28 protein-coding genes are annotated in these 24,010 nt (G+C 63.2%); 15 read left to right on the plus strand and 13 right to left on the minus strand.

Annotation, left to right across the window (positions count from 1 at the left end; translation table 11 throughout):
- Window positions 1-59: 59 nt before the first annotated feature.
- From ACVJ5M_RS33965 to ACVJ5M_RS33995, 7 genes are all read right to left on the minus strand, one after another.
- On the minus strand, window positions 60-1,118 hold the full coding sequence (locus ACVJ5M_RS33965; protein ID WP_038941923.1) for a YeiH family protein: 1,059 nt from the start codon (window positions 1,116-1,118) through the stop codon (window positions 60-62).
- Window positions 1,119-1,228: 110 nt separating this feature from the next.
- A complete protein-coding gene (locus ACVJ5M_RS33970; protein WP_063984492.1) occupies window positions 1,229-1,447 on the minus strand; it encodes a hypothetical protein in 219 nt (72 codons plus the stop codon).
- A gap of 163 nt (window positions 1,448-1,610) precedes the next feature.
- Entirely contained in the window at window positions 1,611-2,324 is a 714-nt protein-coding gene (locus tag ACVJ5M_RS33975; RefSeq protein ID WP_063984493.1) for an ABC transporter ATP-binding protein, read from the minus strand.
- Entirely contained in the window at window positions 2,321-3,076 is a 756-nt protein-coding gene (locus tag ACVJ5M_RS33980; RefSeq protein WP_063984494.1) for an ABC transporter ATP-binding protein, read from the minus strand. The genes ACVJ5M_RS33975 and ACVJ5M_RS33980 overlap by 4 nt, the downstream gene beginning before the upstream one ends.
- Before the next feature lie 2 nt (window positions 3,077-3,078).
- Window positions 3,079-4,098 carry a branched-chain amino acid ABC transporter permease gene (locus tag ACVJ5M_RS33985; RefSeq protein ID WP_063984495.1) on the minus strand — a complete coding sequence of 340 codons (1,020 nt, stop codon included), beginning with the start codon at window positions 4,096-4,098 and terminating at the stop codon, window positions 3,079-3,081.
- Window positions 4,095-4,997, minus strand: coding sequence for a branched-chain amino acid ABC transporter permease (locus ACVJ5M_RS33990; protein WP_063984496.1), 903 nt, complete (start codon window positions 4,995-4,997; stop codon window positions 4,095-4,097). The genes ACVJ5M_RS33985 and ACVJ5M_RS33990 overlap by 4 nt, the downstream gene beginning before the upstream one ends.
- A 90-nt stretch (window positions 4,998-5,087) precedes the next feature.
- A complete protein-coding gene (locus tag ACVJ5M_RS33995) occupies window positions 5,088-6,347 on the minus strand; it encodes an ABC transporter substrate-binding protein (RefSeq protein WP_063984497.1) in 1,260 nt (419 codons plus the stop codon).
- 173 nt (window positions 6,348-6,520) lie between these two features.
- On the opposite strand from ACVJ5M_RS33995, the gene ACVJ5M_RS34000 reads away from it, so the two are divergent.
- The 13 genes from ACVJ5M_RS34000 to ACVJ5M_RS34060 all read left to right on the plus strand — a co-directional run bounded on the left by ACVJ5M_RS34000 (window position 6,521) and on the right by ACVJ5M_RS34060 (window position 18,720).
- Complete coding sequence (locus tag ACVJ5M_RS34000; RefSeq protein WP_063984498.1) at window positions 6,521-8,014, plus strand: AMP-binding protein; 1,494 nt, start codon at window positions 6,521-6,523, stop codon at window positions 8,012-8,014.
- Complete coding sequence (locus ACVJ5M_RS34005; protein ID WP_063984499.1) at window positions 8,011-8,652, plus strand: TetR/AcrR family transcriptional regulator; 642 nt, start codon at window positions 8,011-8,013, stop codon at window positions 8,650-8,652. Before ACVJ5M_RS34000 ends, ACVJ5M_RS34005 begins: the two co-directional genes overlap by 4 nt.
- A complete protein-coding gene (locus ACVJ5M_RS34010) occupies window positions 8,649-10,559 on the plus strand; it encodes a flavin-containing monooxygenase (protein WP_231144478.1) in 1,911 nt (636 codons plus the stop codon). The genes ACVJ5M_RS34005 and ACVJ5M_RS34010 overlap by 4 nt, the downstream gene beginning before the upstream one ends.
- Before the next feature lie 331 nt (window positions 10,560-10,890).
- Window positions 10,891-12,123 (plus strand): hypothetical protein, encoded by a 1,233-nt coding sequence (locus ACVJ5M_RS34015; protein WP_354099342.1) that lies wholly within the window; start codon window positions 10,891-10,893, stop codon window positions 12,121-12,123.
- A gap of 276 nt (window positions 12,124-12,399) precedes the next feature.
- Window positions 12,400-12,723, plus strand: a complete 324-nt coding sequence (locus ACVJ5M_RS34020; protein WP_354099343.1) for a hypothetical protein — start codon at window positions 12,400-12,402, stop codon at window positions 12,721-12,723.
- A gap of 233 nt (window positions 12,724-12,956) precedes the next feature.
- Window positions 12,957-14,336, plus strand: a complete 1,380-nt coding sequence (locus ACVJ5M_RS34025; protein WP_354099344.1) for an AAA family ATPase — start codon at window positions 12,957-12,959, stop codon at window positions 14,334-14,336.
- A 336-nt stretch (window positions 14,337-14,672) separates the two neighbouring features.
- Window positions 14,673-15,056 (plus strand): hypothetical protein, encoded by a 384-nt coding sequence (locus ACVJ5M_RS34030; protein ID WP_354099345.1) that lies wholly within the window; start codon window positions 14,673-14,675, stop codon window positions 15,054-15,056.
- A complete protein-coding gene (locus ACVJ5M_RS34035; RefSeq protein WP_354099346.1) occupies window positions 15,056-15,310 on the plus strand; it encodes a hypothetical protein in 255 nt (84 codons plus the stop codon). Before ACVJ5M_RS34030 ends, ACVJ5M_RS34035 begins: the two co-directional genes overlap by 1 nt.
- Window positions 15,311-15,399: 89 nt before the next feature.
- Window positions 15,400-16,410 carry a hypothetical protein gene (locus ACVJ5M_RS34040; RefSeq protein ID WP_456679576.1) on the plus strand — a complete coding sequence of 337 codons (1,011 nt, stop codon included), beginning with the start codon at window positions 15,400-15,402 and terminating at the stop codon, window positions 16,408-16,410.
- Between the two features lie 4 nt (window positions 16,411-16,414).
- A complete protein-coding gene (locus tag ACVJ5M_RS34045; protein ID WP_354099348.1) occupies window positions 16,415-16,981 on the plus strand; it encodes a hypothetical protein in 567 nt (188 codons plus the stop codon).
- Window positions 16,974-17,147 carry a hypothetical protein gene (locus ACVJ5M_RS34050; protein WP_354099349.1) on the plus strand — a complete coding sequence of 58 codons (174 nt, stop codon included), beginning with the start codon at window positions 16,974-16,976 and terminating at the stop codon, window positions 17,145-17,147. The genes ACVJ5M_RS34045 and ACVJ5M_RS34050 overlap by 8 nt, the downstream gene beginning before the upstream one ends.
- An 846-nt stretch (window positions 17,148-17,993) precedes the next feature.
- Window positions 17,994-18,419: a hypothetical protein gene (locus tag ACVJ5M_RS34055; protein WP_354099350.1), complete on the plus strand. Its 426-nt coding sequence runs from the start codon at window positions 17,994-17,996 to the stop codon at window positions 18,417-18,419.
- Window positions 18,409-18,720 (plus strand): hypothetical protein, encoded by a 312-nt coding sequence (locus ACVJ5M_RS34060; protein ID WP_354099351.1) that lies wholly within the window; start codon window positions 18,409-18,411, stop codon window positions 18,718-18,720. The genes ACVJ5M_RS34055 and ACVJ5M_RS34060 overlap by 11 nt, the downstream gene beginning before the upstream one ends.
- Before the next feature lie 228 nt (window positions 18,721-18,948).
- On the opposite strand, the gene ACVJ5M_RS34065 is transcribed toward ACVJ5M_RS34060, so the two are convergent.
- The 5 genes from ACVJ5M_RS34065 to ACVJ5M_RS34085 all read right to left on the minus strand — a co-directional run bounded on the left by ACVJ5M_RS34065 (window position 18,949) and on the right by ACVJ5M_RS34085 (window position 21,375).
- Window positions 18,949-19,398, minus strand: coding sequence for a hypothetical protein (locus ACVJ5M_RS34065; protein ID WP_354099352.1), 450 nt, complete (start codon window positions 19,396-19,398; stop codon window positions 18,949-18,951).
- 113 nt (window positions 19,399-19,511) lie between these two features.
- Window positions 19,512-19,793, minus strand: coding sequence for a hypothetical protein (locus tag ACVJ5M_RS34070; protein WP_354099353.1), 282 nt, complete (start codon window positions 19,791-19,793; stop codon window positions 19,512-19,514).
- Window positions 19,794-19,840: 47 nt separating this feature from the next.
- Window positions 19,841-20,227 (minus strand): hypothetical protein, encoded by a 387-nt coding sequence (locus ACVJ5M_RS34075; protein ID WP_354099354.1) that lies wholly within the window; start codon window positions 20,225-20,227, stop codon window positions 19,841-19,843.
- Complete coding sequence (locus ACVJ5M_RS34080; RefSeq protein ID WP_354099355.1) at window positions 20,224-21,042, minus strand: hypothetical protein; 819 nt, start codon at window positions 21,040-21,042, stop codon at window positions 20,224-20,226. The genes ACVJ5M_RS34075 and ACVJ5M_RS34080 overlap by 4 nt, the downstream gene beginning before the upstream one ends.
- A 33-nt stretch (window positions 21,043-21,075) precedes the next feature.
- A complete protein-coding gene (locus ACVJ5M_RS34085; RefSeq protein WP_354099356.1) occupies window positions 21,076-21,375 on the minus strand; it encodes a hypothetical protein in 300 nt (99 codons plus the stop codon).
- A gap of 246 nt (window positions 21,376-21,621) precedes the next feature.
- On the opposite strand from ACVJ5M_RS34085, the gene ACVJ5M_RS34090 reads away from it, so the two are divergent.
- Window positions 21,622-22,257 carry a 2-hydroxychromene-2-carboxylate isomerase gene (locus ACVJ5M_RS34090; RefSeq protein ID WP_063984501.1) on the plus strand — a complete coding sequence of 212 codons (636 nt, stop codon included), beginning with the start codon at window positions 21,622-21,624 and terminating at the stop codon, window positions 22,255-22,257.
- A 3-nt stretch (window positions 22,258-22,260) separates the two neighbouring features.
- Here the strand turns inward: ACVJ5M_RS34090 and ald are convergent, their stop codons facing one another.
- Complete coding sequence (gene ald / locus ACVJ5M_RS34095) at window positions 22,261-23,376, minus strand: alanine dehydrogenase (RefSeq protein ID WP_063984502.1); 1,116 nt, start codon at window positions 23,374-23,376, stop codon at window positions 22,261-22,263.
- A gap of 141 nt (window positions 23,377-23,517) precedes the next feature.
- Between ald and ACVJ5M_RS34100 the strand changes: the two genes are divergently transcribed.
- On the plus strand, window positions 23,518-23,997 hold the full coding sequence (locus ACVJ5M_RS34100; protein WP_028150288.1) for an Lrp/AsnC family transcriptional regulator: 480 nt from the start codon (window positions 23,518-23,520) through the stop codon (window positions 23,995-23,997).
- The last annotated feature ends 13 nt before the right edge of the window (window positions 23,998-24,010 follow it).

Below are 24,010 nucleotides of genomic sequence, written 5' to 3' on the forward strand. Positions count from 1 at the left end.
CGCGCCACCTTCTCCCACAAGGGGAGAAGGAAGAGGAGTTCGCAGCCGCTGCGCCCCCCTTACTTGAACCAGTGCACCAGCGCGATGCTGATGCCGAGCAGCAGCATCAGCGACAGTGTCACGGCGGCCGTCACCCGGCCCCCGACATTCGCCAGCACCTTCACGTCGACGCCGAGGCCGAGCGCCGCCATCGAGACCACGGTCAGGAAGCTCGTGATCTTCGTCACCGGCCCGACCACTGTGCCCGGCACGATCTCCAGCGAGCGCAGGGTCGCCAGCGCAAGGAAGCCGAGGATGAACCAGGGGACCAGGCGGAAGAAGCCGACATTGGATTTCTTGGCGCCGGTCTGCCAGCGCGAGGCGACCAGGGAGAGACCGACGACGACGGGCCCGAGCATCAACACGCGCATCAGCTTCACGAGCGTGCCGATCTGCGTCGAGACGAGCCCGGCCGGGACCGTTGCCGCAAGCACCTGCGGCACCGCATAGACGGTCAGGCCTGCGAGGATGCCATATTGCGTGGCCGACAATTGCAGCAGCGGAATCAGCAGCGGCAGACCCAGCACCATCATCACGCCAAGGATCGCCGTAAAGGAAATCGAGGACGCGATCTCGTCGTTGTTGGCGCCGATGATCGGCGCCACGGCGGCGATCGCGGAATTGCCGCAGATGGAATTGCCGCAGGCGATCAGGATCGAGAGCCGCGTCGACAGCCCCAGCATGCGACTGAGGCCGAAGGAGACGCAGAGCGCGATCACAACGACCGCGGCGATCGATGCCAGCAGCGCCACGCCGGAAGCCGCGATGGCGGCGAAGCTGATCGAGGCCCCCAGCAGCATGACCGCAACTTCGAGCAGCTGTTTGGCGCTGAAGGCGATACCGGCCTGCCAGCGCGGCGCCGGTTTCCAGAAGCTGCGCAGCGCCATCCCGAGCAGGATCGCCATCACCAGCGCTTCGACATAGGGGTGCTCGAAGACACCCAGCTCGGCCCGTTCGAGCAAAGCCGAGATACCGGCCACGGCGATGCACAGGAGGATTCCCGGAATCAGCGCCGCGATACGGCTCACGACAGTGGTTGGCTTGGCGTCGGCCGGGTTGGATGCTTGATTCTGCGACACAAATCTCTCCCAGAGGAGAAATATTTATACGCAGTGCCGTCCGATTGGGGAATAAGTTTTCGGCATATCAGGGCCGAGCGAAGTTCTATGCTCAGCCCGGAATAATCGGCTCAGAAGATCAGGCTTTTGGCGAGCGAGGCGACGCGGCTGAAGCTGTCATAGACGCCCGGCTCGAAGAAGGCCGCACGCGCGAGCACGATGCCCGCGACCAGCGACCAGAACACCGTGGTGCCGGCCCGCAGCAGGAGCTTTGACGCGCGCGATCGCGGCTGCGTGTCCGTTGCGGACACCAGCTGCTCGCCGAAGGGCTCAAATCCGGTGCGTTCCATGACCGTCAATCCATCAAATTCTGAATGGAATGTCGTCGTTTCGGCCCCAAACGGCAATGGAAGCGATTGGCGTTTTTGGCCGTCGACGGGGAAACTCCTTCCGTCTGACGAACCCGAGACAACAGTTTTCTTCTTTGGGCCGGTTTGGCGGTCCGGAACCCGGTTACAGCGCCAGATAACGGCGACGGATCGCGTCGTTGGCCTTCAGCTCGTCGATCCCGGCAGCATAGACGATCTGGCCCTTGTCGATGACAGTGGCGTGGCTCGCCAGCCCCAGGCAGAAATGCATGTTCTGCTCGGCGATCAGGACGGTCGATCCGAGCTGGCGGAGCTGCCGCAACAGCTCGCCGATCCGCTGCACGATGATCGGCGCGAGGCCCTCGCTCGGCTCATCGAGCAGCAACAGCGCCGGGTTGCCCATCAGCGTGCGCGCGATGGCGAGCATCTGCTGCTCCCCGCCCGAGAGACGTCCAGCAATGCGATGGCGCAGCGGCTCCAGCAGCGGGAAGACGTCGTAGATGCGCTTGATCGGCCACTCGTCCTGGCCTTCCGGCCCCTTCTTGCGACCGATGACGAGATTGTCCTCGACCGTGTGCTCCGGAAAGATCTGGCGATCCTCCGGCACGAAGCCGAGACCGGCGCGCGCGATATGGTGCGGCTTCTGGCCCGAGATCACCGCGCCGCGCAGGCTGATCCTGCCCCGCCGCGGCGGCGCCAGCCCCATGATCGCTTTCATGGTCGTCGATTTACCCGCGCCGTTGCGCCCGAGCAGCGCCATGGTCTCGCCCTGCCGCACCGAGAGGCCGACGCCGAACAGGATCTGGCTCGTGCCGTAGTAGACGTCGAGATCGGCGACTTCGATAATGGTCGCGCTCATGCGGTGGCCCCCGCATGTTCGGTGCCGAGATAGGCCTCGATCACGGCGCTGTTGCTTCGGATTTCGTCAGGCGTTCCGGTTGCCAGGATGCGGCCGTAGCAGAGCACGACGATCTTTGGGGCGATCTTGAACACGATGTCCATGTCGTGCTCGATGAAGACGACGGTGATTTTCTGCGTCTCCCAGAGCTCGCGCACCTTGTCGATCATGCGCCAGCGCTCTTCCGGGCCCATGCCGGCAGTTGGCTCGTCCAGCAGCAGAACCTTTGGCTCGAGCACCAGAGCGAGCGCAATGTCGAGCAGCTTCTGGTCGCCATGCGACAGCGTCGCGGCGGTACGGTTGCGCTTGCTCGCCAAGCCCAGCAGCTCCATCACATGCTCGGCGCGGTCGCGCGTCTCGGGCAAAGGAAAGCGCTTGTGCAGCACCGCGGACGAGCGCTGGTCGGCGCTGACTGCGGCAAGCATGGTCTCCTGCACCGTCAGCGATTTGAAGATGCTCGCGACCTGGAAGGCGCGGCCGATGCCGTGACGCACGATCTCCGGCGGCGAGCGGCCGGCGAGATCGACGCCGTCGAGCAGCACCTGGCCGGAATCCGGCCTCAAGGCGCCGGTGATCAGGTTGAAGAACGTGCTCTTGCCTGCGCCGTTCGGTCCGATCACCGCCGTGAGCGAACCGTCGGGGAAGTCCAGCGTGACGTCGTTGGTCGCCTTCACGCCGCCGAAGGATTTTGCGAGGTTGCGGATCTCGAGCATCGCTAGCGCCCCTCGCCCGCATCACGCCGGTGCGCGAACCAGTCGGCGACGAAATCCAGCAGGCCTTTGCGCAGGCCCAGCGCGAAGAACAGGATGACCACGCCGAGCACGATGCCGTGGTACTCGGTGAAGCGCGTGACGGTGTCGTTGAGCAGAAGCAGCAGCACGGTGCCGACCATCGGCCCCAGGAAGGTCGAGACGCCGCCGAGCATGTTGATAAAGATGCCCTCGCCCGAGATCGTCCAATAGGCGAATTCCGGATAGGCACCGGAGACGAACAGCGCCATCACCATGCCCCCCATCGACGCAAACAATGCCGCCAGCACGAAGACAGTCAGCTTGGCCCGCCAGACGTCGATGCCGAGGAAGCTTGCGCGCGCGGCATTGTCGCGGATCATGCGCAACGTGTAACCGAACGGCGATTGCGCGATCTGGCGCATCGCGAGCAGGCCGAGGATGAGAAGCGCGCAGCTCGCGACATAGAGATGAATGTGATTCGCAAGATTGATGCCGAGGAATGTGGGGCGCGGAATGCCGCCACGCAGGCCCTGGTCGCCGCCGGTGAAGGAGGCCCAGGACAGGATGGTCGAGTGGATCAGCATCTGAAACGCGAGCGTGACGAAGGCGAAATAGATATCCTTCAGCCGCACGCAGATCGCGCCGATGACGGCGGCGATTACCGCCGTGATCGCCAGCGTCGCGACGAAGGCCACGGGAATCGGCACGCCCAGCTTCTGCATGATCAGGCCAAAACTGTAGGCGCCAAGGCCGAAGAACATGCCGTGGCCGAACGAAGTCAGGCCGGTGTAGCCGACCAGCAGGTTCAGCGAGGTCGCGAACAGGCCATAGGCGGAGCAGCGGATGACGAAATCGAGCAGCGCCTTGCTGCCCGTGAACAGCGGCAGGCTCGCCAGCACGGCAAAGGCGACGAGCGCGATCAGGACGTCGCGATAGCGTTGCAGTGCCGCACCGCTGCGCACCGGCGCCAGCGTTTCGGCACGTCCGGCCTCGAGCTCGGTCATGCCGCCTCCTTGCCGAACAGGCCGGTGGGCTTGGAGACCAGCACGATCACCATGAACAGGTACATCAGGCCTTCCGTGAATAGGGGAAAGCCGAGCGAGCCGAAGGACCTGATAAGCCCGAGCAACAGCGCGCCGATCAGAGCGCCTAGGATCGAGCCCATGCCGCCGATCACGGTGACGATGAAGGATTCGATCAGCACCGAAAATCCCATGCCGGGGGTGAGCGAACGAACGGGCGCCGCGAGCGCGCCGGCAAGGCCCGCCAGCATGCCGCCGAGCGCGAACACGCCCCCATAGATCAGACCGGTGTTGATGCCGAGCGCCGAGACCATGCCGGGATTATGTGCCGCCGCCCGGATCACCTTGCCGATCCGGCTGCGCGACAATCCGATGCCGAGCACGATCGCCACAACGAGCGCGACGCCGATCAGCAGCAGGTAGTAAGGCGGCACCACGCCGCCGGCGATGAACAGCGGCATCACCTGGAACGCCGCGGGCATGCCCATCGACTTGAATTCCGGCCCCCAGATGATGCGCACGACATCGTCGAAGATGAGCACGAAGGCGTAGCAGACGAGCAGCTGCATCAGCACGTCGGCGCCATAGACGCGGCTCATGAAGACGCGCTCGAAGATCAGACCAAGAATCGCGGTCCCGGCCGCGCCCGCGAACATCGCCAGCGCGAAGCTCCCGGTGAGCTGATAGGCCGTCATCGCGAAATAGGCGCCGAACATGTAGAAGGCGCCGTGGCTGAAATTGACGACCTTGAGCACGCCGAAGATCAGCGTCAGCCCGACTGCAACCAGGAACAGGAGCATGCCGATGATGAGGCCGCTGGTGGTTTGCGTCACCAGGCAGGCGGAACTGGAGAGGCAGCCGGCGAGCGCGTCGAGATCCACGGGAGCACTTTCATTGCGACGCGCCGACATTGGCGCGGAGAGCCAAATCAAAACGGCGGAGACGGTCGCCCGTCCCCGCCGCGCGTCACATCAGGTGTAGCCCTTGCTCTTCTTCCACTCGGCCTCGAGCTCGAAGATGGTCTTCCAGTCGCCGGCCTTGACCTCGGGCACGTAGGGCTCCTGCGGGATCGTGGTGCCCCAGCCGATGGCGTAGCCGACCAGCGTGTGGTCGTCGCCGCGCATCGTCACGGTGCCGTCGGCGCCGAACGGGCACTTGATGGTGAGGCCCTTCAGCACCTCCGCGATCTTCTTGCCGTCGGTGGAGTTGGCTTTCTTCGCGGCCTCAGCGAGGAACATCACGGCCGTCGCGTTCTGCCACGACCAGTTGGTCGGATATTCGTTGTACTTCGCCTTGTAGGCATCGCCCCAGGCCGCATTCTCCGGCGTGGTCGGGAAGGTCTTGATGTAGCGGTTGCCGGAGTGGATGCCTTTCGGCAGGTTCTTCACCACGGTAAGCGCGGTGTAGTCGGCCATGTTGACCGCGAAGACCTCCATCTGGCCGAACATCGCGTAGATGTTGGCCTGGTCGATATAGGAGGTGAGATCGCCGCCCCAGAGGCAGGAATACAGCGCATGCGGCTTGGCCTGGAGGATCTTGGTTACCACTTCGGTGTAGTCGGGCTGGAACAGCTTAGGCCAGGACTCGCTGATGATTTCGACGTCGGGCGCAAAACGCTTCAGGTACAGCGTGAACTCGCCGGTCGTGTCGCGGCCATAGGCATAATCCGGCGAGCAGGTCGCCCATTTCTTCAGGCCCTTGGCTTTCGCGATCGAGGCGGCATAGCTGCCGCCGACGATGGAATCGTGGATGCCCTGGCGGACGCAACGGAACGCGTTCGGGATGTGCTGCTTCGGATCGGCCGTGAGCGAGGACGCCTCCGAACAGGTGTGGACGCAGAGCACACCGAGATCGCGCGCGACTTCGTGAACCGCAAACGATCCGGACGACGCCTCGCCGTCGATCAACCACTCGCAACCATCGGTGTTGACGAGCTCGCGCGCGACGCGCGCGGCTTCCTGCGGCTGGCCCTTGGAGTCACGGATCACCATCTCGATCTGGCGGCCGGCAAGTCCGCCGGCGGCGTTGACCTTGTCGACCTCGAGCATCACCGCATTGCGCGACGACGTGCCGAGCTGCGCGACGCGGCCCGACAGAATCGTCGGCATGCCGATCTTGATGGTCTTGGCTTGCGCGCGCGCCACCCACGGTGCGGCAACACTCATCGCACCGGCGCCCATCAGCGCCAGCGTTGAACGGCGGCTGATGCCCGGCATGCGGGTTCTCGTCATTTTCCCCTCCCTCTTTCGGGTCGGCGTTTCCTGGTCCCTTGCCGGAGATCGTCTCGTCTCCGTGTTCCCAACAATTTCAGAGGCAGGGGGGTGACGTCAAGCCAAAGATGAATTACGAGTCATAATTCATCAAAGGAGGAAACGAGGCCGGTAATCGGCCCAAAACCCGCAAAATGATCAATCTTTCGAGCTTCATCACCTTTCATGCCCGGCGCACGCCGGACCGGCCCGCGCTGAAATATCGCGGCGAGGAGATCTCCTACGCCGATTTCGATGCGCGCATCCGGCAAGCGGCCGGCTGGCTCGCCGCGCAGGGCATCGGCGCGGGCGACGTCGTGGCCGTGCTGATGAAGAACAGCGCGGCGTTCCTGGAGCTCGTCTTCGCCACCAGTCATCTCGGCGCGGTGTTCTTGCCGATCAATTTTCGACTGTCGCGCGACGAGGTCGGCTACATCGCGGGCAATGCCGGCGCGCGGTTGTTGATCGTCGATGAGGAACTCGCCGCGAATGCAGCGGGCGCGAAGGTTGTCGTGCTGAACGAAGTTGCGCAGCAAAGCATCACGCACCTCGCGGGCGAGGCCGTGCCCGCGCCGATGCACGTCCGCGCACCGTCCGACCTGATGCGGTTGATGTACACCTCGGGTACGACCGACCGCCCCAAAGGCGTGATGCTCACTTACGATAATTTTTACTGGAAGTCCGCCGACCAGACGATCGCGCTCGGCATCGGTGCCGAGACGCGACTGCTCGTTGTCGGCCCGCTCTATCACGTCGGCGCGCTCGACCTGCCCGGCATCGCCGTGCTCTGGCATGGCGGCTTCATCCGCGTCGAACGCAATTTCGAGCCGGAGACCGCGCTTGCGGCAATCGCGGAGGACAAGCTCAACGCGGCATGGTTCGCGCCCGTGATGACCACCGCGATGCTCACCTGCCCCACCCGCGATCGCCACGACGTCTCCAGCCTGAGATGGGTGATCGGCGGCGGCGAGAAGACGCCGGAGCTCCGCATCCGCGCCTTCTCCGAGTTCTTCCGCAATGCGCGCTACATCGATGCCTATGGCCTCACCGAGACCGTCGGCGGCGACACCTTCATGGAAGCCGGCCGCGAGATCGAGAAGATCGGTTCAACCGGGCGCGCCATCGCCCACGTCGAGATCGAGATCCGTGACGAGGACGGCAAGACGCTGCCGCCGAACGTCAATGGCGAGATCTGCCTGCGCGGACCGAAAATCACGCGCGGCTATTGGAAGGATCCGGAGAAGACGGCGGCGGCCTTCTTCGGCGACTGGTTCCGCAGCGGCGATGTCGGCTATCTCGACGAAGAAGGCTTCCTGTACCTGACCGACCGCAAGAAGGACATGATCATCTCGGGCGGCGAGAACATCGCTTCCTCCGAGGTCGAGCGCGTGATCTACGATTTGCCCGAGGTGCGCGAAGTCGCGGTGATCGGGCTGCGCGATGCGCGCTGGGGCGAGCGGCCGGTCGCGATCGTCGTGCTGGCCGAAGGCGCGAGCCTTGAACTCCCTGCCCTCGCCGAGCACTGCCGCGCGCGCCTGGCGAGCTTCAAGGTGCCGAAGCAGCTCGTCATCCGCAACAGCCTGCCGCGTAATCCGAGCGGAAAGATCCTCAAGCGCGTGCTGCGCGCCGAGCTGGAGACCTCTGAATGACGCAAGCGAATGCCAAGGTCACAAAGCTCAACCGCGTCGAGCGCAACGCCTGGACCAAGCAGAAGATCTTTGACGCCGCGACCAAGGTCGTCGGCAAGCATGGCTATGCCGAAGCCTCCGTCGCCCGCATCACGGAAGAAGCCGGCGTCGCGCAAGGCACCTTCTACAATCATTTCGAGAACCGGCAGGAGCTGCTCGACCAGCTCCTGCCGAAGATCGGCCTCGACATGGTGGAATTCATTCGCGCCCGCACCGGCACCGCCGATGCCGCGCGGCAGGAGATCGCCCGCTTCTCCGCCTTCTTCGACTTTATCCGCGAGGTGCCGGAGTTCCTGCGCATCCTCAACGAGGCCGAATTCTTCGCGCCCATCGGCTACCAGAAACATCTCGACAACATCTCGGTCGCCTATGTCCGCATCTTGCGCCGCGCACGAGCGGCAGGTGCGATCGAGAATTACAGCGACGAGGAATTCGAGGCGATCGTCCACATGCTGATGGGCGCGCGCGGCTATCTCAGCCGCCGTTACTCCTATTCGGCAGGCGGCGTCACCGCCGTGCCCGACCACGTCATCTCCGCCTATCGCAAGCTGATGACGCGCGGCCTCTTCAGTGCATCCGGAGATCAGGACACGCCATGAACATCGCATCTCCACAAAAGCCGCTCGATCTCGTCTCCGCGATCGCCGAAGGCGATATCCGCTGCCTGCTGATGGTGCTGGTGCACATGACCGGCGATGAGCGCTGGCTCGAGCCGCCGTATTTGCCCAAGCGCGACATCCGCCTCATTCCCGATCCGGAAGCCGGCGTGCCCCGGGAGGTCCAGGACGAGATCCGCGCCGCGGTGGTCAGGCTGTTTGCCGACGGCACGCCAAAACTTGTCATCACCGACCCCGGCGAAGCGCTGCTCTTGAAGATGATGCGCGCCTGCCTCGGCGAGAACGTCGCGCCGGAGTATGCGCCCCTGATGCGCGAGGAGATGGGGTTTGTGGCGCGCGAGCCGCAGTGGACGCAGCGCCCTTCCGACGAGAAGCTTGCCGGCCAGCACGTCCTGATCGTCGGCGCCGGCGTCTGCGCCATCGCGCTCGGCGTGGCACTCGGCCATCTCGGCATCCCCTACACCATCGTCGAGAAGAACGACGAGCTCGGCGGCACCTGGTGGATCAACCGCTATCCCGGCTGCGGCGTCGATACGCCGAACCATTCCTATTCCTACTCGTTCGGCTCGGGCAATGCATGGACGCGCTATTTCTGCCAGCGCGAGGAGCTGCTTGCCTATCTGCTGAAGGTCGCCGAGGAATACGGCATCCGCGAGCATCTGCGGGTCAATACCGAGCTGACAGCGTCGCGCTGGGACGAAGGCAAGCGACGCTGGATCTCAACGCTGAAGACGAAGAGCGGCGAAGAGATTTTTGAATCCACCGCGCTGGTCTCGGCTATCGGCCAGCTCAACGATCCCTCGCGCGCGCATTTCAAGGGCGAAGACAGTTTCAAGGGAACGATCCTGCATTCGGCGCTGTGGTCAGGCGATATCGACCTCGACGGCAAGCATGTTGCCGTGATCGGCACCGGCGCGACATCGATGCAGCTGGTGCCGTCAATCGCCGGCCGCGTCGCCTCCGTCACAGTCTATCAGCGTAGCGCGCAATGGGCGCGGCCCGTTAAGGGCTATTCCGATCCGATCAGCGACGGCGCGCGCTGGCTGCTCGCGCATCTGCCGTTCTATGTGCAGTGGTACCGCTTCAACATGTTCTGGCGCTATGGCGACGGCCTGTTGCCGTTCCTGCGCAAGGACCCGGCCTGGCCGCATCCGGAGCGCGCCGTCAACAAGGGCAACGACCGGCATCGCCAGGAGCTGACCGATTTCATCCTCACCGAGCTGAAGGATCGGCCCGACCTGATCGCCAAATGCGTGCCGACCTATCCGCCCTATGGCAAGCGCATCCTGCTCGACAACAACTGGTTCAGGACGCTCACGCGGGACAATGTCGAGCTCGTCACCGACACGATCGATCATTTCGATCGCGACGGCATCGTCACCGCAGACGGCGAGCACCGCCCCGCCGACATCGTCGTGGTCGCCACCGGCTTCAAGGTCACGGAGATGGCGGCGCGCCTCAACATCAGCGGCCGCGGCGGCAAGGATCTGCGCGAGGCCTGGGCCAACGACAACCCGACGGCGTTCCTCGGCCTCACCGTCCCGGACTTTCCGAACTTCTTCTGCATGCTCGGCCCAAACTCCGGCCCCGCCCATGGCGGCAGCGTCATCTTCCAGTCAGAATGCCAGAGCCGCTATATCTCCGCCTGCCTCGCCGACATGATCGAGCAAGACGTCGCCGCCATCGACGTCCGTCCCGACGTGCTCGACGACTACGTCCGCAAGGTCGATGCCGAGCACGAGGCGATGATCTGGACCCATCCTGGCATGAGCACCTATTATCGCAATTCGAGCGGCCGCGTGTTTTCGGCGATGCCCTGGCGGTTCGTGGACTACTGGCGCATGACGCATGATCCGGATCTGGGGCAGTATCGGCTGACGAAGGGGTAAGAGGTTGAGGCATTGAGGCGTTGATTGCGCCACGACGGCACTGCACCCTCGCACCTTGTGGGAGAGGGTGGCTTCGCGAAGCGAAGCCGGGTGAGGGGTTCTATCCCCACGAACGGTAGCGCGAGTGGATAGATACCCCTCATCCGGCGCTTCGCGCCACCTTCTCCCGCAAGGGGAGAAATTGCACCCCATTATGCCTCACGTCGTGCTATTGTCCACACCTAACTGCTTGAGATGTCTGAGGTCTTCCCCATATAACCTCACTGAGCCCCAAGGGGCCTCACCTACGGTTTAGGGACATTTTGACGGGCACGAAGGGGCACCGCCGCACATGGCACGCAGCATCTATTCCGAAAAGCTGAAGAACCGAACCAACCGACTCAAGCTGCCGGCGAAGCGCAAGCCGTACAAGGTGCTGATCGCGCCGGGCATCTTCCTCGCCTATCGGCGCAACGCGGGACGAGTCGTGGAAGGCGAAGCACGCCGCGACGCGCCCGGCACATGGAGCGTCGAAGCGGGATGGTTGAAGCGGTTCGCGCTCGCTGACGATTTCGAGGAGGCCAACGGCATCAGCGTCATGTCCTACCATCAGGCGCAGCAGCGCGCGCTGAAGCTGGCGCGCGGCAGTGAAGGCGACAGCGATAAGCCGGTGACGGTCGGCGAAGCCATCGACGCCTACGAGACCGATCTGGCAGCGCGCGGCGGCGCGAAATACAACGCGACCTCACTGCGCAAGCACGTCCCGCCCGTGATGCTGGCGAAGGTGGTCATGTTGCTGACCGAGACCGAGCTGCGCGACTGGCGCAATGGGCTGATCGCGAAGGGCCTCAAGCTGTCGAGCGCCAACAGGATCGGCAAGTCGTTCAAGGCTGCGCTGGCGCTGGCCGCCAAGCGCGACAGGAAGCGCATCAGCAACACGGGCGCATGGCGCGATGGCTTGAAGCCGTTGAAGGGCAAGGGCGGCACGTTGCCGCCGCGCGACAACTACTATCTGCCCGATGCCACCATCCTCGCCCTCGTCCGCGCGTGCGCGAGCGAGGACGCTGATTTCGGCGCGCTGATCGAGACACTGGCCGGGACAGGCGTCCGTGAATCGCAGGCGCTGAAGCTGTGGCCCGACGACATTCTCGACGACGATACCGACGCGCCGCGCTTGATGATGTGGTGTTCGAACAAGGGCACGTCTGATCGCGATCCCGAGCAACGTGCGCTGTCGATCACACCGAAGCTCGCGCAGATGCTGCGCGCTCGCGCGTTAGCGCGTGGGTCGAGGCGTCCGCTGTTCGACCGGATCTGGAATGTGTCGGCGCGCTTCCGCGTCGTGCTGCAGCGGCTAGGGCTCGACCTGACCCTGACGCCTTACGTGCTGCGGCATTCGTCGATCATCCGCCAGATCCGCAAGGGTACGCATCTGCGCATGGTTGCCTTCGCGCACGACACCTCGACGTCCGAGATCGAACGCACCTATGCGCGCTATCTCAACGTCGCGGCCGACGACACACGCAGCGGGCTGCTCGACGACGCAGCGCCGGTCGTGGACAACGTGATCCGGCTCGCGCGCTGACGCGAGACCTCGTATCATACGAACTCTCAACCCGGCGCTCGGGCGCGCCGGGTTTTGCTTTTGCCAGTTCCCCTGATTCGCGCCGCTGTTTCGACGCGCGGTGAGGCACGGTGCGACGCGCGCGGAATTTTTCGAAGGCGACGCGCGGAAAATCATCAGGCGATTCAATCATCCTTTCCTAAAGCCAGCGGGCTGGCTTTTTGAAAACCATTGCGCGCGGCTGCGTGCCTGCCTTCAATGAGGCGAGGAGAGGTTTGTAGGGAGGGAGTCCAACGCATGGCCAGCATAAAGAAAGAGATAAACGCTGAAGCGCTGCGGGCCAAGGGCATCCCGCGCAAGTCGTGGTCGAAGCTCGAATTCTGCGCGAGGAACGACCTCTCGGAGGGCGCGTACAGAGAGCTGCAAAAGCGCGGACTGGGACCGGACGAGACCGAGGTGCTCGACCGCATCCTCATCACCGTCGAAGCCGAAAACAAATGGCTGAAGAAAAACCTGAAGCGCAAAGACAAAGCCGAGAAGGCCAAGGTCACCAAGGCCGCAAGCGACAAGCCCGCGCGCACGAAGAGTGCCAGCATCAAGGCCGCCAGCGCGGAGGCCTGACACATAGGACCCCGGACCGAGTCCGGGCTGAACCCGGCGGGCAAGCCGAACGTCCCACTGCGGACACTGCGGACCTGAGGAAGGAATCGATCAGGCACCGCGCGAATGAAAAAGCGAACCACCTCCGGAAGGGGGACTGACCGGAGGCGGCGCTTAATTCGCAATGGGCTTGCATCGTCACTGTACGCCTTGGACAGGCGGTGACGGTGTAGCCGGGAAACCGGATACATTCAATGCCGACCAACAGCGCCGACGACAGATTCGAACTCACCAATTACGACTTGGGCCAGATCGCAAATCTGCAGCGAGCCGAAAGCCTTACCTTCGACAAGGCGCGGAATCTGTACCTCTTCCGCAATAGACGGCTCACTTTGAGTGGCCTGTATTTGCCCGAAATTCGCGAGTGCGAGGCGCTGGAAAAGCAGCTCGCGCGCCGCAATGCCGAGGCTGCGGCCCCGCTGCGCCGCTCAAACGACAACGACGGATACCAAGCACCGCCACAACAAGCGACCAGAGCCCGGGCGACGCCACCGCCGACCGATCCGCCGCCTGAATTGCTGCGGCTCGATCTCGCCAAGTACGACACCGAGCCTATCCCAGAACGCGAGTGGGGCGTGCGCGACCGCTTTCCGCGACGCACTGTCGCGCTGCTGTCGGGTGAAGGCGCAGTTGGCAAGAGCATGTTGCTGCTGCAACTATCAGTCGCCCACGTACTCGGCCGAGATTGGCTGCGCTCGATGCCCGAGCCGGGGCCGGTGCTGCTCGTCAACTGCGAAGACGAAGGCGATGAGCTGGTGCGGCGGCTCGAACCAATCCTCAAAAACTATCATGCCAAATTCAGCGACGTTGCGGCCGACCTACACACATTCTCACTGGCCAACCAAGACCCGTTGCTGGCCGTGGTTGATCGCAGCAGCGGGCGCATCGTGCCGACCCCGCTCTACGCCAACCTGCTGGAGCGGGTGAAAGAGGTGCAGCCGATCTGCACGGTGATCGACAACGTCGCCGACGTTTACGGCGGCAGCGAGATCGACCGCAGTCAGGTTCGACAATTTGTCGCCCTGATGCGGCAGATCGCTATCGCGTCGGGCGGCTACGTCATCATGTCGAGCCATCCCTCGCTGGCTGGTATCGCCAGCAAGACCGGGTTGTCGGGCTCGACGCAGTGGCACAACAGCGTGCGGGCGCGTGCCTTCGTGCATATCGCCGAGAATGGCGACCAGAGCGGCACCCGCGTGCTGGAATTCATGAAGAGCAATTACTCCGCGCTGTCGGAGCGGGTCGAACTGCAATGGTCGAACGGCCTGTACGTGCCGGTGCGGGCTCCGAGCGCGCCGGAACAGGCGGCCCGCAATGCGGCGGCCGATGCGCTCTTCCTGCAATTACTCGACAGGTTCACGGCGAAGGGCGAGAACGTGAGTCCGAAGCAGACCGCCAACAACTATGCGCCGAGCGTGTTCGCGAAGATGGCGGAAGCCAAGAAGGCGCACTTCGGACGCGACCATTTCGCCGACGCGCTCGACCGGCTGATCGCCGCCGTCAAGATCGCGGTGGAGCCGTATGGCGCGGCTTCGCGTAGCACCATCCGCATCGTGCGCCGGGGGGTCCAATGACCCTGCACGCTCCCTGCACGCATCAGCGCGTCGTCCCTGCACACAAAATAAGCGTGCAGGCAATAAGTGTCTGGCCTGTCAGCAATTTTTCGCGCCCTGCACGCCTGCACGCATGCTGCACACGCGGGATCGAGATCGCGATGCAGCTCAAATTCAAAGAAACCGCTGCGGCACAAGGGTTTTCGCCCCTGCACGCTCCCTGCACGCATGCTGCACGCACCCCTGTACGCGCCCCCCCATACCCCCTGCATGCAGCCTGCAGGGGCATGCATGCAGGGGGGTGGGCCGCGACAACCGCGCCGGCCGGATGCCGGCGGCACGAGAGGGAGACGACCGATGTTTGCTCTACTGCAATTCGTTCAATGCGGTGGCGAGAGAGACGACGACGAATGGACTGTTTCGCACGCCGAGTATGTCCAAGTCGTCAAGATCAATTCCTCGAAGGAGAAGCTGCAAGAGTACGCTGCCGCGTATAGCTACAGGTTCTATGCCGCCGCCAATGATCTTGACGACGCCTTGGACGCTCTGGAAGCCGATGGGCGCGCCGCATCGGACGAGGAACATCAACGGCTGCATGACACGTTCAGCGACCAATACAGGGTCAGTGGCGCGCTGATCTCGGACATGACCTTTCACATCGTGGAAGTGCAGGATGGTGGCGAAAACGACGACGAAGCCGACGACGCCCCGGCTCCGCTTGTTGGTGGCGCTGTCCGCTGATGCACGACCGCCCACCATCCCGCCGCCGAACACGCGCCGACCAGCGCGAACGGCGACGGCTGGCGCAGCGTCGCTACCGGCAGAATGTCGCCGACCATGTCGTGATCGCGCCGGTGAAGGTCGGGCCGGTGCTGCTGGATTATCTGGTGCGCGGCGTCCACTGGCTTGATGACGTCGACGCCGACGATGAGCGCAAGATCGGCGAGGCCATCACGCGCGGCCTGACGGAAGCGGCGGAGGCGGAGAAGCGGTGAATCCGTAAACTTTACGGATCTGGACGGCCCAAAGAATAATCCGTGACCCTACTTCATCGACCGCCCGAAAGCCGTGCCATCCTGCCGGCATGAACACACAGCGCCCCATCCCGCTTCGACCCGACGTGACCGCCGCCGCGCGCGAATGGCGCAGATCGTTCGTCAACGATGCGACCATCAAGACGCTGGCGCGGATGCGCAAGACCAGTGCCGACGAGATCCGGCTGGAGCTGCGCAGTGCGGTCGAGCCGATGAAGGCCGCCGACTTTTCGGGCGATACCGTCGCCGCGCTGATGACGCTGGCACCGGACAGCGCACTCACCGAGATCCTCGATCTGGCGGTCAAGATCGATCTCACCGGCGTGTCGCAGTTCTCGTTTCCGCTGCCGGGCAGTTTCAGCAATGCAGTGTTTGTCGAAGAGGGTTTCCCGATCCCGGTCGGGCAAGGCGCGTTCGAAGGTCTGCTCATCGGTCCGATCAAGAAAGTCGCGCTGATCAGCGCGCTGTCGAACGAATTGGAAAACTATTCTGCGCCAATTGCCAGCGTGGTGATCTCGCACGTCATTAAGATCGCGGTGGGCGATGGTGGCGCGAAGGTGTTGCTTAGCGCAGATCCGGCGACCGCCGCAGCGCCCGCCGGCCTGTTGAACGGCGTCGCGTCGATCCCCGCAGGCGCGTCGATCTCCGACGATCTGGGCGCACTGATCGGCGCGATTGCCGCCGCCGGCATCGACACCAAGAACGTCGCTTTCATTGCCGCGCCCGAGCAGGCACTGGCGCTGCAGACGCAGCCGTGGCCGAACTTCAAGCACAGGGTGATCGAGGCCAAGACCCTCACGGCTGGCACCGTGATCGCCATTGCGCCCGATGGCTTTGTCGTCGCGGGCGAAGGCGTGCCGGTGATCGAGACCAGCAAGTCGGCGGTGTTGCACATGGCCGACCCCGCCGAGCAGATCGCAATGCCGGGCGCGCCGGCCACCATCGCTGCGCCCGTGGTCTCGATGTTTCAGACCGACAGTTTCGCGCTGAAGTGCATCGCGCGATTGACGTGGTCCGTGGCACCGGGTGCGGTGGCGTGGATCGAGAACGCGGCATGGTGACGTGATGGATGATCGAGCCCGAGCAATCTTCGATGAAGCCCGCGAGACGCTGGCGCGAACCGCTGACGTCAAGGTCGAGCGCCGCATCCATGACGACGATGGATTCCTAACGGCATGGTCGCGCGGTATGCCGGCCAAGCCAGCACCGCCCACCATCGAAGAGGTGAAGCAGATCGTCCGTGATGAACTGGCGAAGTGCCATGCGCGGATTGACAGCGTTGCCAACGCGCTCACCGAGCACAAGGTGATCGCCGACGCGCGTCGAGATGCCACGGCGCAATTCGTCGCTCAGATTCGCAAGCAATTGCGCGACGAGATCGCGAAGGCTCAGATCCGACCCGCCGAGGAATTTTTCTATACCGACGACGACAGCGCCGACGGCGTGAAGCGAGACGCCGATTTGCATAACCCGATCCTGCGAGCAGTCGATTACCCGATTGACGAGAAGATCATGGGGCCGATCAGGGCCAAGCACCGGGCGAAGTACCTCGCGGAACAGCGGGCCAAGCGGGCACGGTCAGCGCGCGTCATCGATCTGCCGGCGCTGCCGCTGCGAGGCCGGCATGGGTGAGCGAGCGGACAGGCTCGATGCCGAAGCGATGGCGATCATGGGCGCGGCGACCATCGTGCAGCTCAAGCAGGACTGCACCGAGCTGGCCGCGCTGTTCGATCAGTTGAGCGACGACCAGCGCGAACGGCTGCTCGATTTGCTGTTTCCGGATTTGCCGCGCGAGTGATCGCTCGCTGTTTCCTATGATAGGAAACAGAAACAGGCGGCCCGTTTTCTCATGATGCGAAAACGGAAGTCCGTTTTCCTACAATAGGAAAACGCACTTTAGGTTGTATTACGCGATTGTCCTATCAAATGGCGTAAGCCGGTTCGCGGCCCAAATGGAACCGCTAACAAAAAGCCAGTAGATTATTCTCCGGAGTTCCCCTCTCTTGTGTCGTGGTTCGGACCTATCGCCGATGGCAAATAGTTCAATCCGATCAAACAGTTAGGGATGTGAGACAGTGTTGGAAATCGCCCAATGGGATCAGCGACTTACAGCCGCGGGAGGCCGAGGCTCTAGGAAGGCCGCCCGTGCGTTGGATCGAGGCTCGATGATGCGGAGGAGCTGCAGGCCCTGCAAAACAGGCCGGCGGGGCTGGCTGGCCCGTTTGGCAAACAACGGGGCCGGGGGGGACCTCCCGTTTTTTACGGAGGCAGCCAATTCCCGCGCGGCGGCGCACGGAACTTGCTACCACCCGTAGTAGGCGTTGCGGTTGAAGCTGGAACCTTGAATCGGCTCCATAGTAAATTCTTCCAATTGAGGTACAATTTCTTGGAACTGTGATGGAACCGAAATTCAACCGGGGCGATCATCGTGATGACCGAGGCCATCCTCTCACGTGGCACATCAGGTGTAACATGGGTGTAACATCGCCCCCGGCGCGTCGAAGTTTATCTAAAGCCCGGCACCTATTGAACAATCGGCAATCCAAAGAATCCGTCGCCGATTCCCCACCTGATTCCCCAGCTCAATCCGCACCTGTTTATGGAGCCCGCCCGGCGAGTCAGAATTTCTGAAGGAAGAACGTCAATGCCCCGCCAAGCCGCCGCCTCCGCCGGTTTCGCCGCCAACGGCTCGACGCGGTCCCAAATCCCGCCGCCGGCCGATCTCAATGAGCTGGAGAAGGCCGAGTTCGTCAACGTCGTCTTGGGCTCCCCGCCGTCCCACTTCCTGCCGGCCGACATCGCCACCATTGCCGCCTATGCCCGTGCCGTGGTCGCCGAGCGCCGCGCAGCCGGCGAACTGGATGCCACGCCCGTCATCAGCAGCCCGACCGGCGACAAGCCGAGCCCGTGGCTGCCGATCTGGCTGGGACAACTGCGCGCCTGCACGACACTGGCGCGACGGTTGAACATCAACCCCGCCGGCCGCGTGGCGACGAAGCCGGTCGAGCCGGAGCCGCCCCGCTCCTACTACGAACGCCAGCGTCTGCTGGAGGCCCGCGATGATCACTGACACCGACCGCGATGCGATGACGCGCGCCATTGTAGCCGCCCGCCGCGAGAGTCCCGCCCGCAAAAAGCAGATCGACGGCAAGCTCGTCCGTCAGCCGTGGGAGGCTGTTGGCCGCTACGCCGCCTTCTGCGCGCAAATCGATTCGCTGAATCTGCAACCATGGGAATCGGCCGTGGTCTACGCCGATTCGCCCGAGGCCCTTGCGCTGCTGGGGCGGTTGAAGGCCGCCGGTTTGTCAAAATACGAGCCCGATCCGCTGGCGGCGATTGAGAAGGCCGAGCAGCGCGCGACCGTGAAGTGATGCGTGCCGCTCCTGTCAGCCTGCCTTGCTAACGTTAGCAAGACGCGAATTGACAGGTGGGAAGCCGCTCCTGTCAGCCATCTTCCTAGCGCTAGGAAGACGGACGTTCCCAAGGACGTTCGCTTCCTTTCGGTCCCGTCTTGGCAGCGCTGCCAAGACGCGAGTTGACAGGACGATCATCGTGATGGTGGCGTTGGCGGTGATGGCGCGATGAATATCCGGCGGCGGTCACCAGATTCTGCGAGAGAACCGCATGTAGCGCGCGAACAGCGGCTGACCGGTCTTGTAGAATTCGGCGATGCGGTCTAGCGCCTCCCGTCGACTGGCAATCACCCGCTGCCGATCTCCCTGCGAAAGATTGCCCTGCATTTCAGTGTCTGCGGTCCGAACGTTCAAAATGTCGTCCCACAGCTTTTTGAGATAGTCCTGAACGTCGCCACCGAAGAAAAAATAGGCTCGCTCCATCATTTCTAGAAACTCCATTTCGCGTGCCTGATCGAACCCCGGCGACGAACTGACCATCTGGCCGACAGCCTTTCGGACGATTAAAAAAATCTCGTGGCGTCTCTCGAAAAGGTCGAGAGCGGCTTTGTCTTGAGCCGTGCGCCACTGGAAGAAGCCAACCAGCGCAACGAAGACCGCAGTGGCAGCCGCAACAATCCATTGAACAACTTCCATTCCTGCCCCCAACGTGTGAATCGCCGGGCGCAACTTTGGGGACTGGTGATGGTGGAAACAAGAAGGTAACTTTGGCCATGAACAGCTAAAGGTGCGGCGAGCAATCCCGCTGCCTATTGCATCGTCGGCCTTGCCGCCGCCACGACCTCGATCTTGGCCGCCTTGCCGCAGCCGTCCGACGAGATCACGGATACGACCAGCGGCGGGATCATGCGCAGCCGGTTCGCCTTCGCCGGGCCGCTGCAGACCTGTTCGACGCCGTGCGGACCGTAGCGGGTGACAGAGGCCGTGCCGCGTCCGTCGATCACCACGAGATGGAAGGGCTTTTCGAATTCACACGACTCGACAAAGTCGGTGATCAGCTTGGCGAATCGTTCCTGATCGTGCGGCGTCATGCCGGGATGATAGCAGAGGGCGGGACTGTTGGCTGATTGATAGCGCTTCAGTTTGAAATCTCGCGCGCAGCTAAAGTTTGCTGCCACCGTCTCAAACCTTCTCGCGCCAACTCTTCTTGCCGGAGCCATCGCCCTTCGCGTCCAAGACTGTCATAAATCCAGATTGCAATGATTGCTCCGATCACCAGCGCTGCGCTGCCGATCATTGAGCCCCAATAGTTTGACGGAGCCAGAAAACCCCCGGCCACGGCCGCCAAGCATATGCCGAGCGCAATCTTGGCCGCGCCCCTGTTCTTGACGATCTCGACTTGTCCTCGCTTGGCTTCTGCGATCTCGGCTTCGAAGCGCGCCGCCGCCGCTTTTTCGGCGGCGTATTCGGCCGCGACACGATCAGCGATGGCGTCGAGTTCTGGCGATCCTACAGAGATAGTCATAACCGCTCCGTGCTGCCGGTCTTCGTTTCGCGGCGGAGAATGGTCGTCAGTTCACCGGGCGCGCAGATCTCAAACGGATGCTTGGTCTCGACGTCCAACATGCCTCTATCGACCGCCGCGAAAGCGAGCACCGCGAACGAATGACGAAAGGTGGCGAGAAACATCGCCATGCGCTCACCCTCCGCGAGCCGCCACTGATATTCGAACTGATCCGAGACCTCGAACTTTCCTTGACGCAACGTGGTCGGCGGCAGCAGGTGTTCAAAAGCGGACTGGGGAAACGTGCCATCGAGACGGTCAACATTCGAAAACCACCGCGCAACAATGCCGCCGGTCTTCGGCAGAATTGTCTTGGTCAGTTCGTAGTAGAGGGCAAACCCGATCTTGAACGCGAAGGTTTGCATGTGAGATGCAACCAGCGGCCCATTGGCCCGAAGCAGGCCGCCATTTTCCTCACGCCATCCTGCAGCCGACTGCTGCTCGCGAGGGATGTGCATTTCCTGCAGAAGTCCGGGAATGTTATTATTGACGGCCGAAAAGATGCCCTTGATCTCCGCGCGGCCCGCTTCCGTTTCCGAATCCGGCATCGAACGGCCGATCATAGCCGCGACCAGATCAGCGTGCTTGGTGCCGCCGTTGCACGGTTCGCAACTTCCAAATTCAAGGCCTTTCGGACGTCGGCGCTGCGCGAACATTATAATCGGCGGGACATGATCGACAGTCGTCGCAGGCATGTCGCCGCCGCAGTAGATGCACCACGGACAACCGTCCAGTACGGCTGCATGCGCGCGGCGCTTCTGTTTGCTTCCGCCCATTGAGAAAAGGACCCCTGCGAGAAGCGTGTGGAGTTAGGATGACCCCTTCGAGCCCGCAACCACTCGCCTCACGGCGCGATAGATCAAATCGTCAAGGGCTTGGTGCATCTTTACGACTACGTCCGCAAACTTCTCGGCGGCCTTGTCATCATCCTTAATCAGTCCGGCAAACTGGTCCGTTCTCTTGCCCTGTTTGGTAAGCGTCTCAACGATTTCTATTCGGTCAGCGGGCAACAATTCACCAAGGTAGCGGGCTAGCAAAATCTCCACGATAAACCCCTGCGCCATGCTGTCTGCGGCGACATTGCGAAACATCTCTTCGTCTGAAATCATCCAAAGCCCCTACTGCCAAGCGAATCGGGAGCCGACACGGTGGCACAATGGTGGGTTGCGACGCGAGGATTACGGCGTTTCTCCCGCTTATTCACAGGACTGCAGCGTGGTCGCAGACCTCAGCGCGCGGAACTGGCTGCAAGGGACGCAGGCCGGACGCAAGCGTCGGTTTCTTTAGTTGCTTCAATGCGGTACATAGAACCCCATTCTCCCACAAGGGGAGAAGGAAGAAAGAGGAAGCCGCCAATGCCCAGGCCAATTGTCCGCGTCTACACCGACTACAAGAGCCCTTACGCGTTCGTGGCCAACAAGCGGCTATTTTCGCTCGAGGAGGCGCACGGCGTCGAGCTCGAATGGCTGCCCTATACGCTGCGCGTCGCCGAATTCATGGGGACGGTCGAGGAGCGCACGCCGCATTTCTGGCGCAAGGTGCGTTACGCCTATATGGACGCGCGGCGCTATGCCAATGCGCAAGGGCTCGTCATGAAGGGGCCGCGTCGCATCTACGACGCCTTCTATTCCAGCGTTGGAATGCTGTTCGTACAGCGGCACGGCTTCTTCCGCCCTTATCACGACACGGTGTTCCGCAAATTCTGGAGCCATGAGCTGGAGATCGACGATCTCGCCGCAATCACGGACGTCATCAAATCTTGCGGTGGCAAGGCGCCCGAGTTCGAAGCCTACGTCAACGGCCCTGCCCGCGCCGAGCACGACCGCATCATCGACGAGGCCGAAGCACTCGGCGTGTTCGGCGTGCCGACCATGGTGTTCAACGGCGAGCTGTTCTGGGGCGGTGATCGCATCGACATGCCGATCGAACGGATCGAGCGTCCGGAAACGATCGAGGCCGCGCTCGGCAGCCGCCACCGCAAATCAGTGTAGCCGTTACGCGGCGAGGCCGCTCTCGACCGGAGCAAATTCCAGCCCGAGGCTCTCGGCAACCGCCTTGTTGGTTATGCGGCCACGATGCACGTTCAGTCCGTTGCGCAAATGCGGATTTTCCAGGACCGCGGCAAAGCCCTTGTTGGCGAGCATCAGGCCGAATGGCAGCGTTGCGTTGTTCAGCCCCTGGCTCGACGTCACCGGCACCGCGCCCGGCATGTTGGCGACGCAATAATGCACGATGCCGTCGACCTGATAGGTCGGATCGGCGTGCGTGGTCGGATGCGATGTCTCGAAGCAGCCGCCCTGGTCGATCGCGACGTCGACCAGCACGGCGCCCGGCCGCATCGACTTGAGCATCGCGCGCGTGACGAGCTTTGGTGCGCTGGCGCCCGGCACCAGCACCGCCCCGATCACGACGTCGGCGGCGAACACCTCGTCCTCGACCGCTTCGATGGTCGAGAAGCGGGTGCGCACCCGCCCGAGAAACACATCGTCCAGCTCGCGTAGACGGGGAATCGAGCGGTCGATCACAGTGACTTCCGCACCGAGGCCCGCCGCCATGCGCGCCGCCTGCGTTCCCACCACGCCGCCGCCGAGCACGACGACGCGCGCCGGCTGCACGCCGGGCACACCGCCGAGCAGCACCCCGCGGCCGCCGACCGATCGCTTGAGCGCGGCGCCGGCGGCTTCGACGGCGAGGCGGCCGGCGACTTCGCTCATCGGCGCAAGCAGGGGGAGGTGACCGGCCGCGTCGGTGACGGTCTCATAGGCGACCGCAGTGCAACCGGAAGCGAGCAGGCCCTTGGCCTGTTCGGGATCCGGCGCAAGATGGAGGTAGGTAAAAAGGATCTGGCTCTCGCGGAGCTGGGCCCATTCGCTTTTCTGCGGCTCCTTCACCTTCACGATCATGTCGGAGCTGGCGAAGATGTCGCGGGCGCTCTCGGCAATCGCGGCCCCTGCCCGCTGGTACACCTCGTCGGAAGCGCCGATGCCGCTGCCGGCGCCGGTCTCGACCGTCACCTGGTGCCCAGCCGCGACATATTCGCGTACGGCGCCCGGGGTGAGCCCGACGCGATATTCCTGCACCTTGATCTCCTTGGGCACACCGACGCGCATTTTGGGCTCCTTCCAACGTCCTGATTCACCCCGTCATCGTAGCGATCGGGCCAGTTTGGTTTCGTGCAAATATCCGCTAGCTTCGACCTCCCCGCGCCGGTTTCCGGCGTGCAAACGCCCTTTCACGCTGGAAACGAAACCTTGGCCCTCGACCGGAAAGATCTCGCCATCCTCGCGGAACTCACCACCAATGCGCGGGCCAGCCACACCGAGCTCGCCACGAAGGTCGGGCTATCAAGCACGGCGCTGGCGCGGCGGCAGAAGGCGCTGGAGGACGACGGCTACATCCAGGCCTACCAGGCTGCGCTCGATCTCGCGCAATTCGGCCTCACCACGACGGTGCTGGTCCGCATTGCGCTGGAGAGCCAGAGCGACGAGGCACTGAAGGCGTTCGAGGCCGAGGTGGTGAAATGCCCGTCCGTCGTGCGCTGCTTTCTGATGTCCGGCACCGACGACTACATCCTGATCGTGCTCGCCCGCGACATCCAGGATTTCGAGCGCATCCACCGTACCGAGTTGTCGCGCCTGCCGCGCGTGGCGCGGGTCCAATCGAGCTTCGCGCTGCGCGAGATCGTCAACCGCGCGGTGCCGACGGTGGTTTTCGGCGAAGCCAAGCGCTGACACTGTGTCGCGG

The sequence above is a fragment of the Bradyrhizobium sp. S3.7.6 genome (assembly GCF_054061875.1).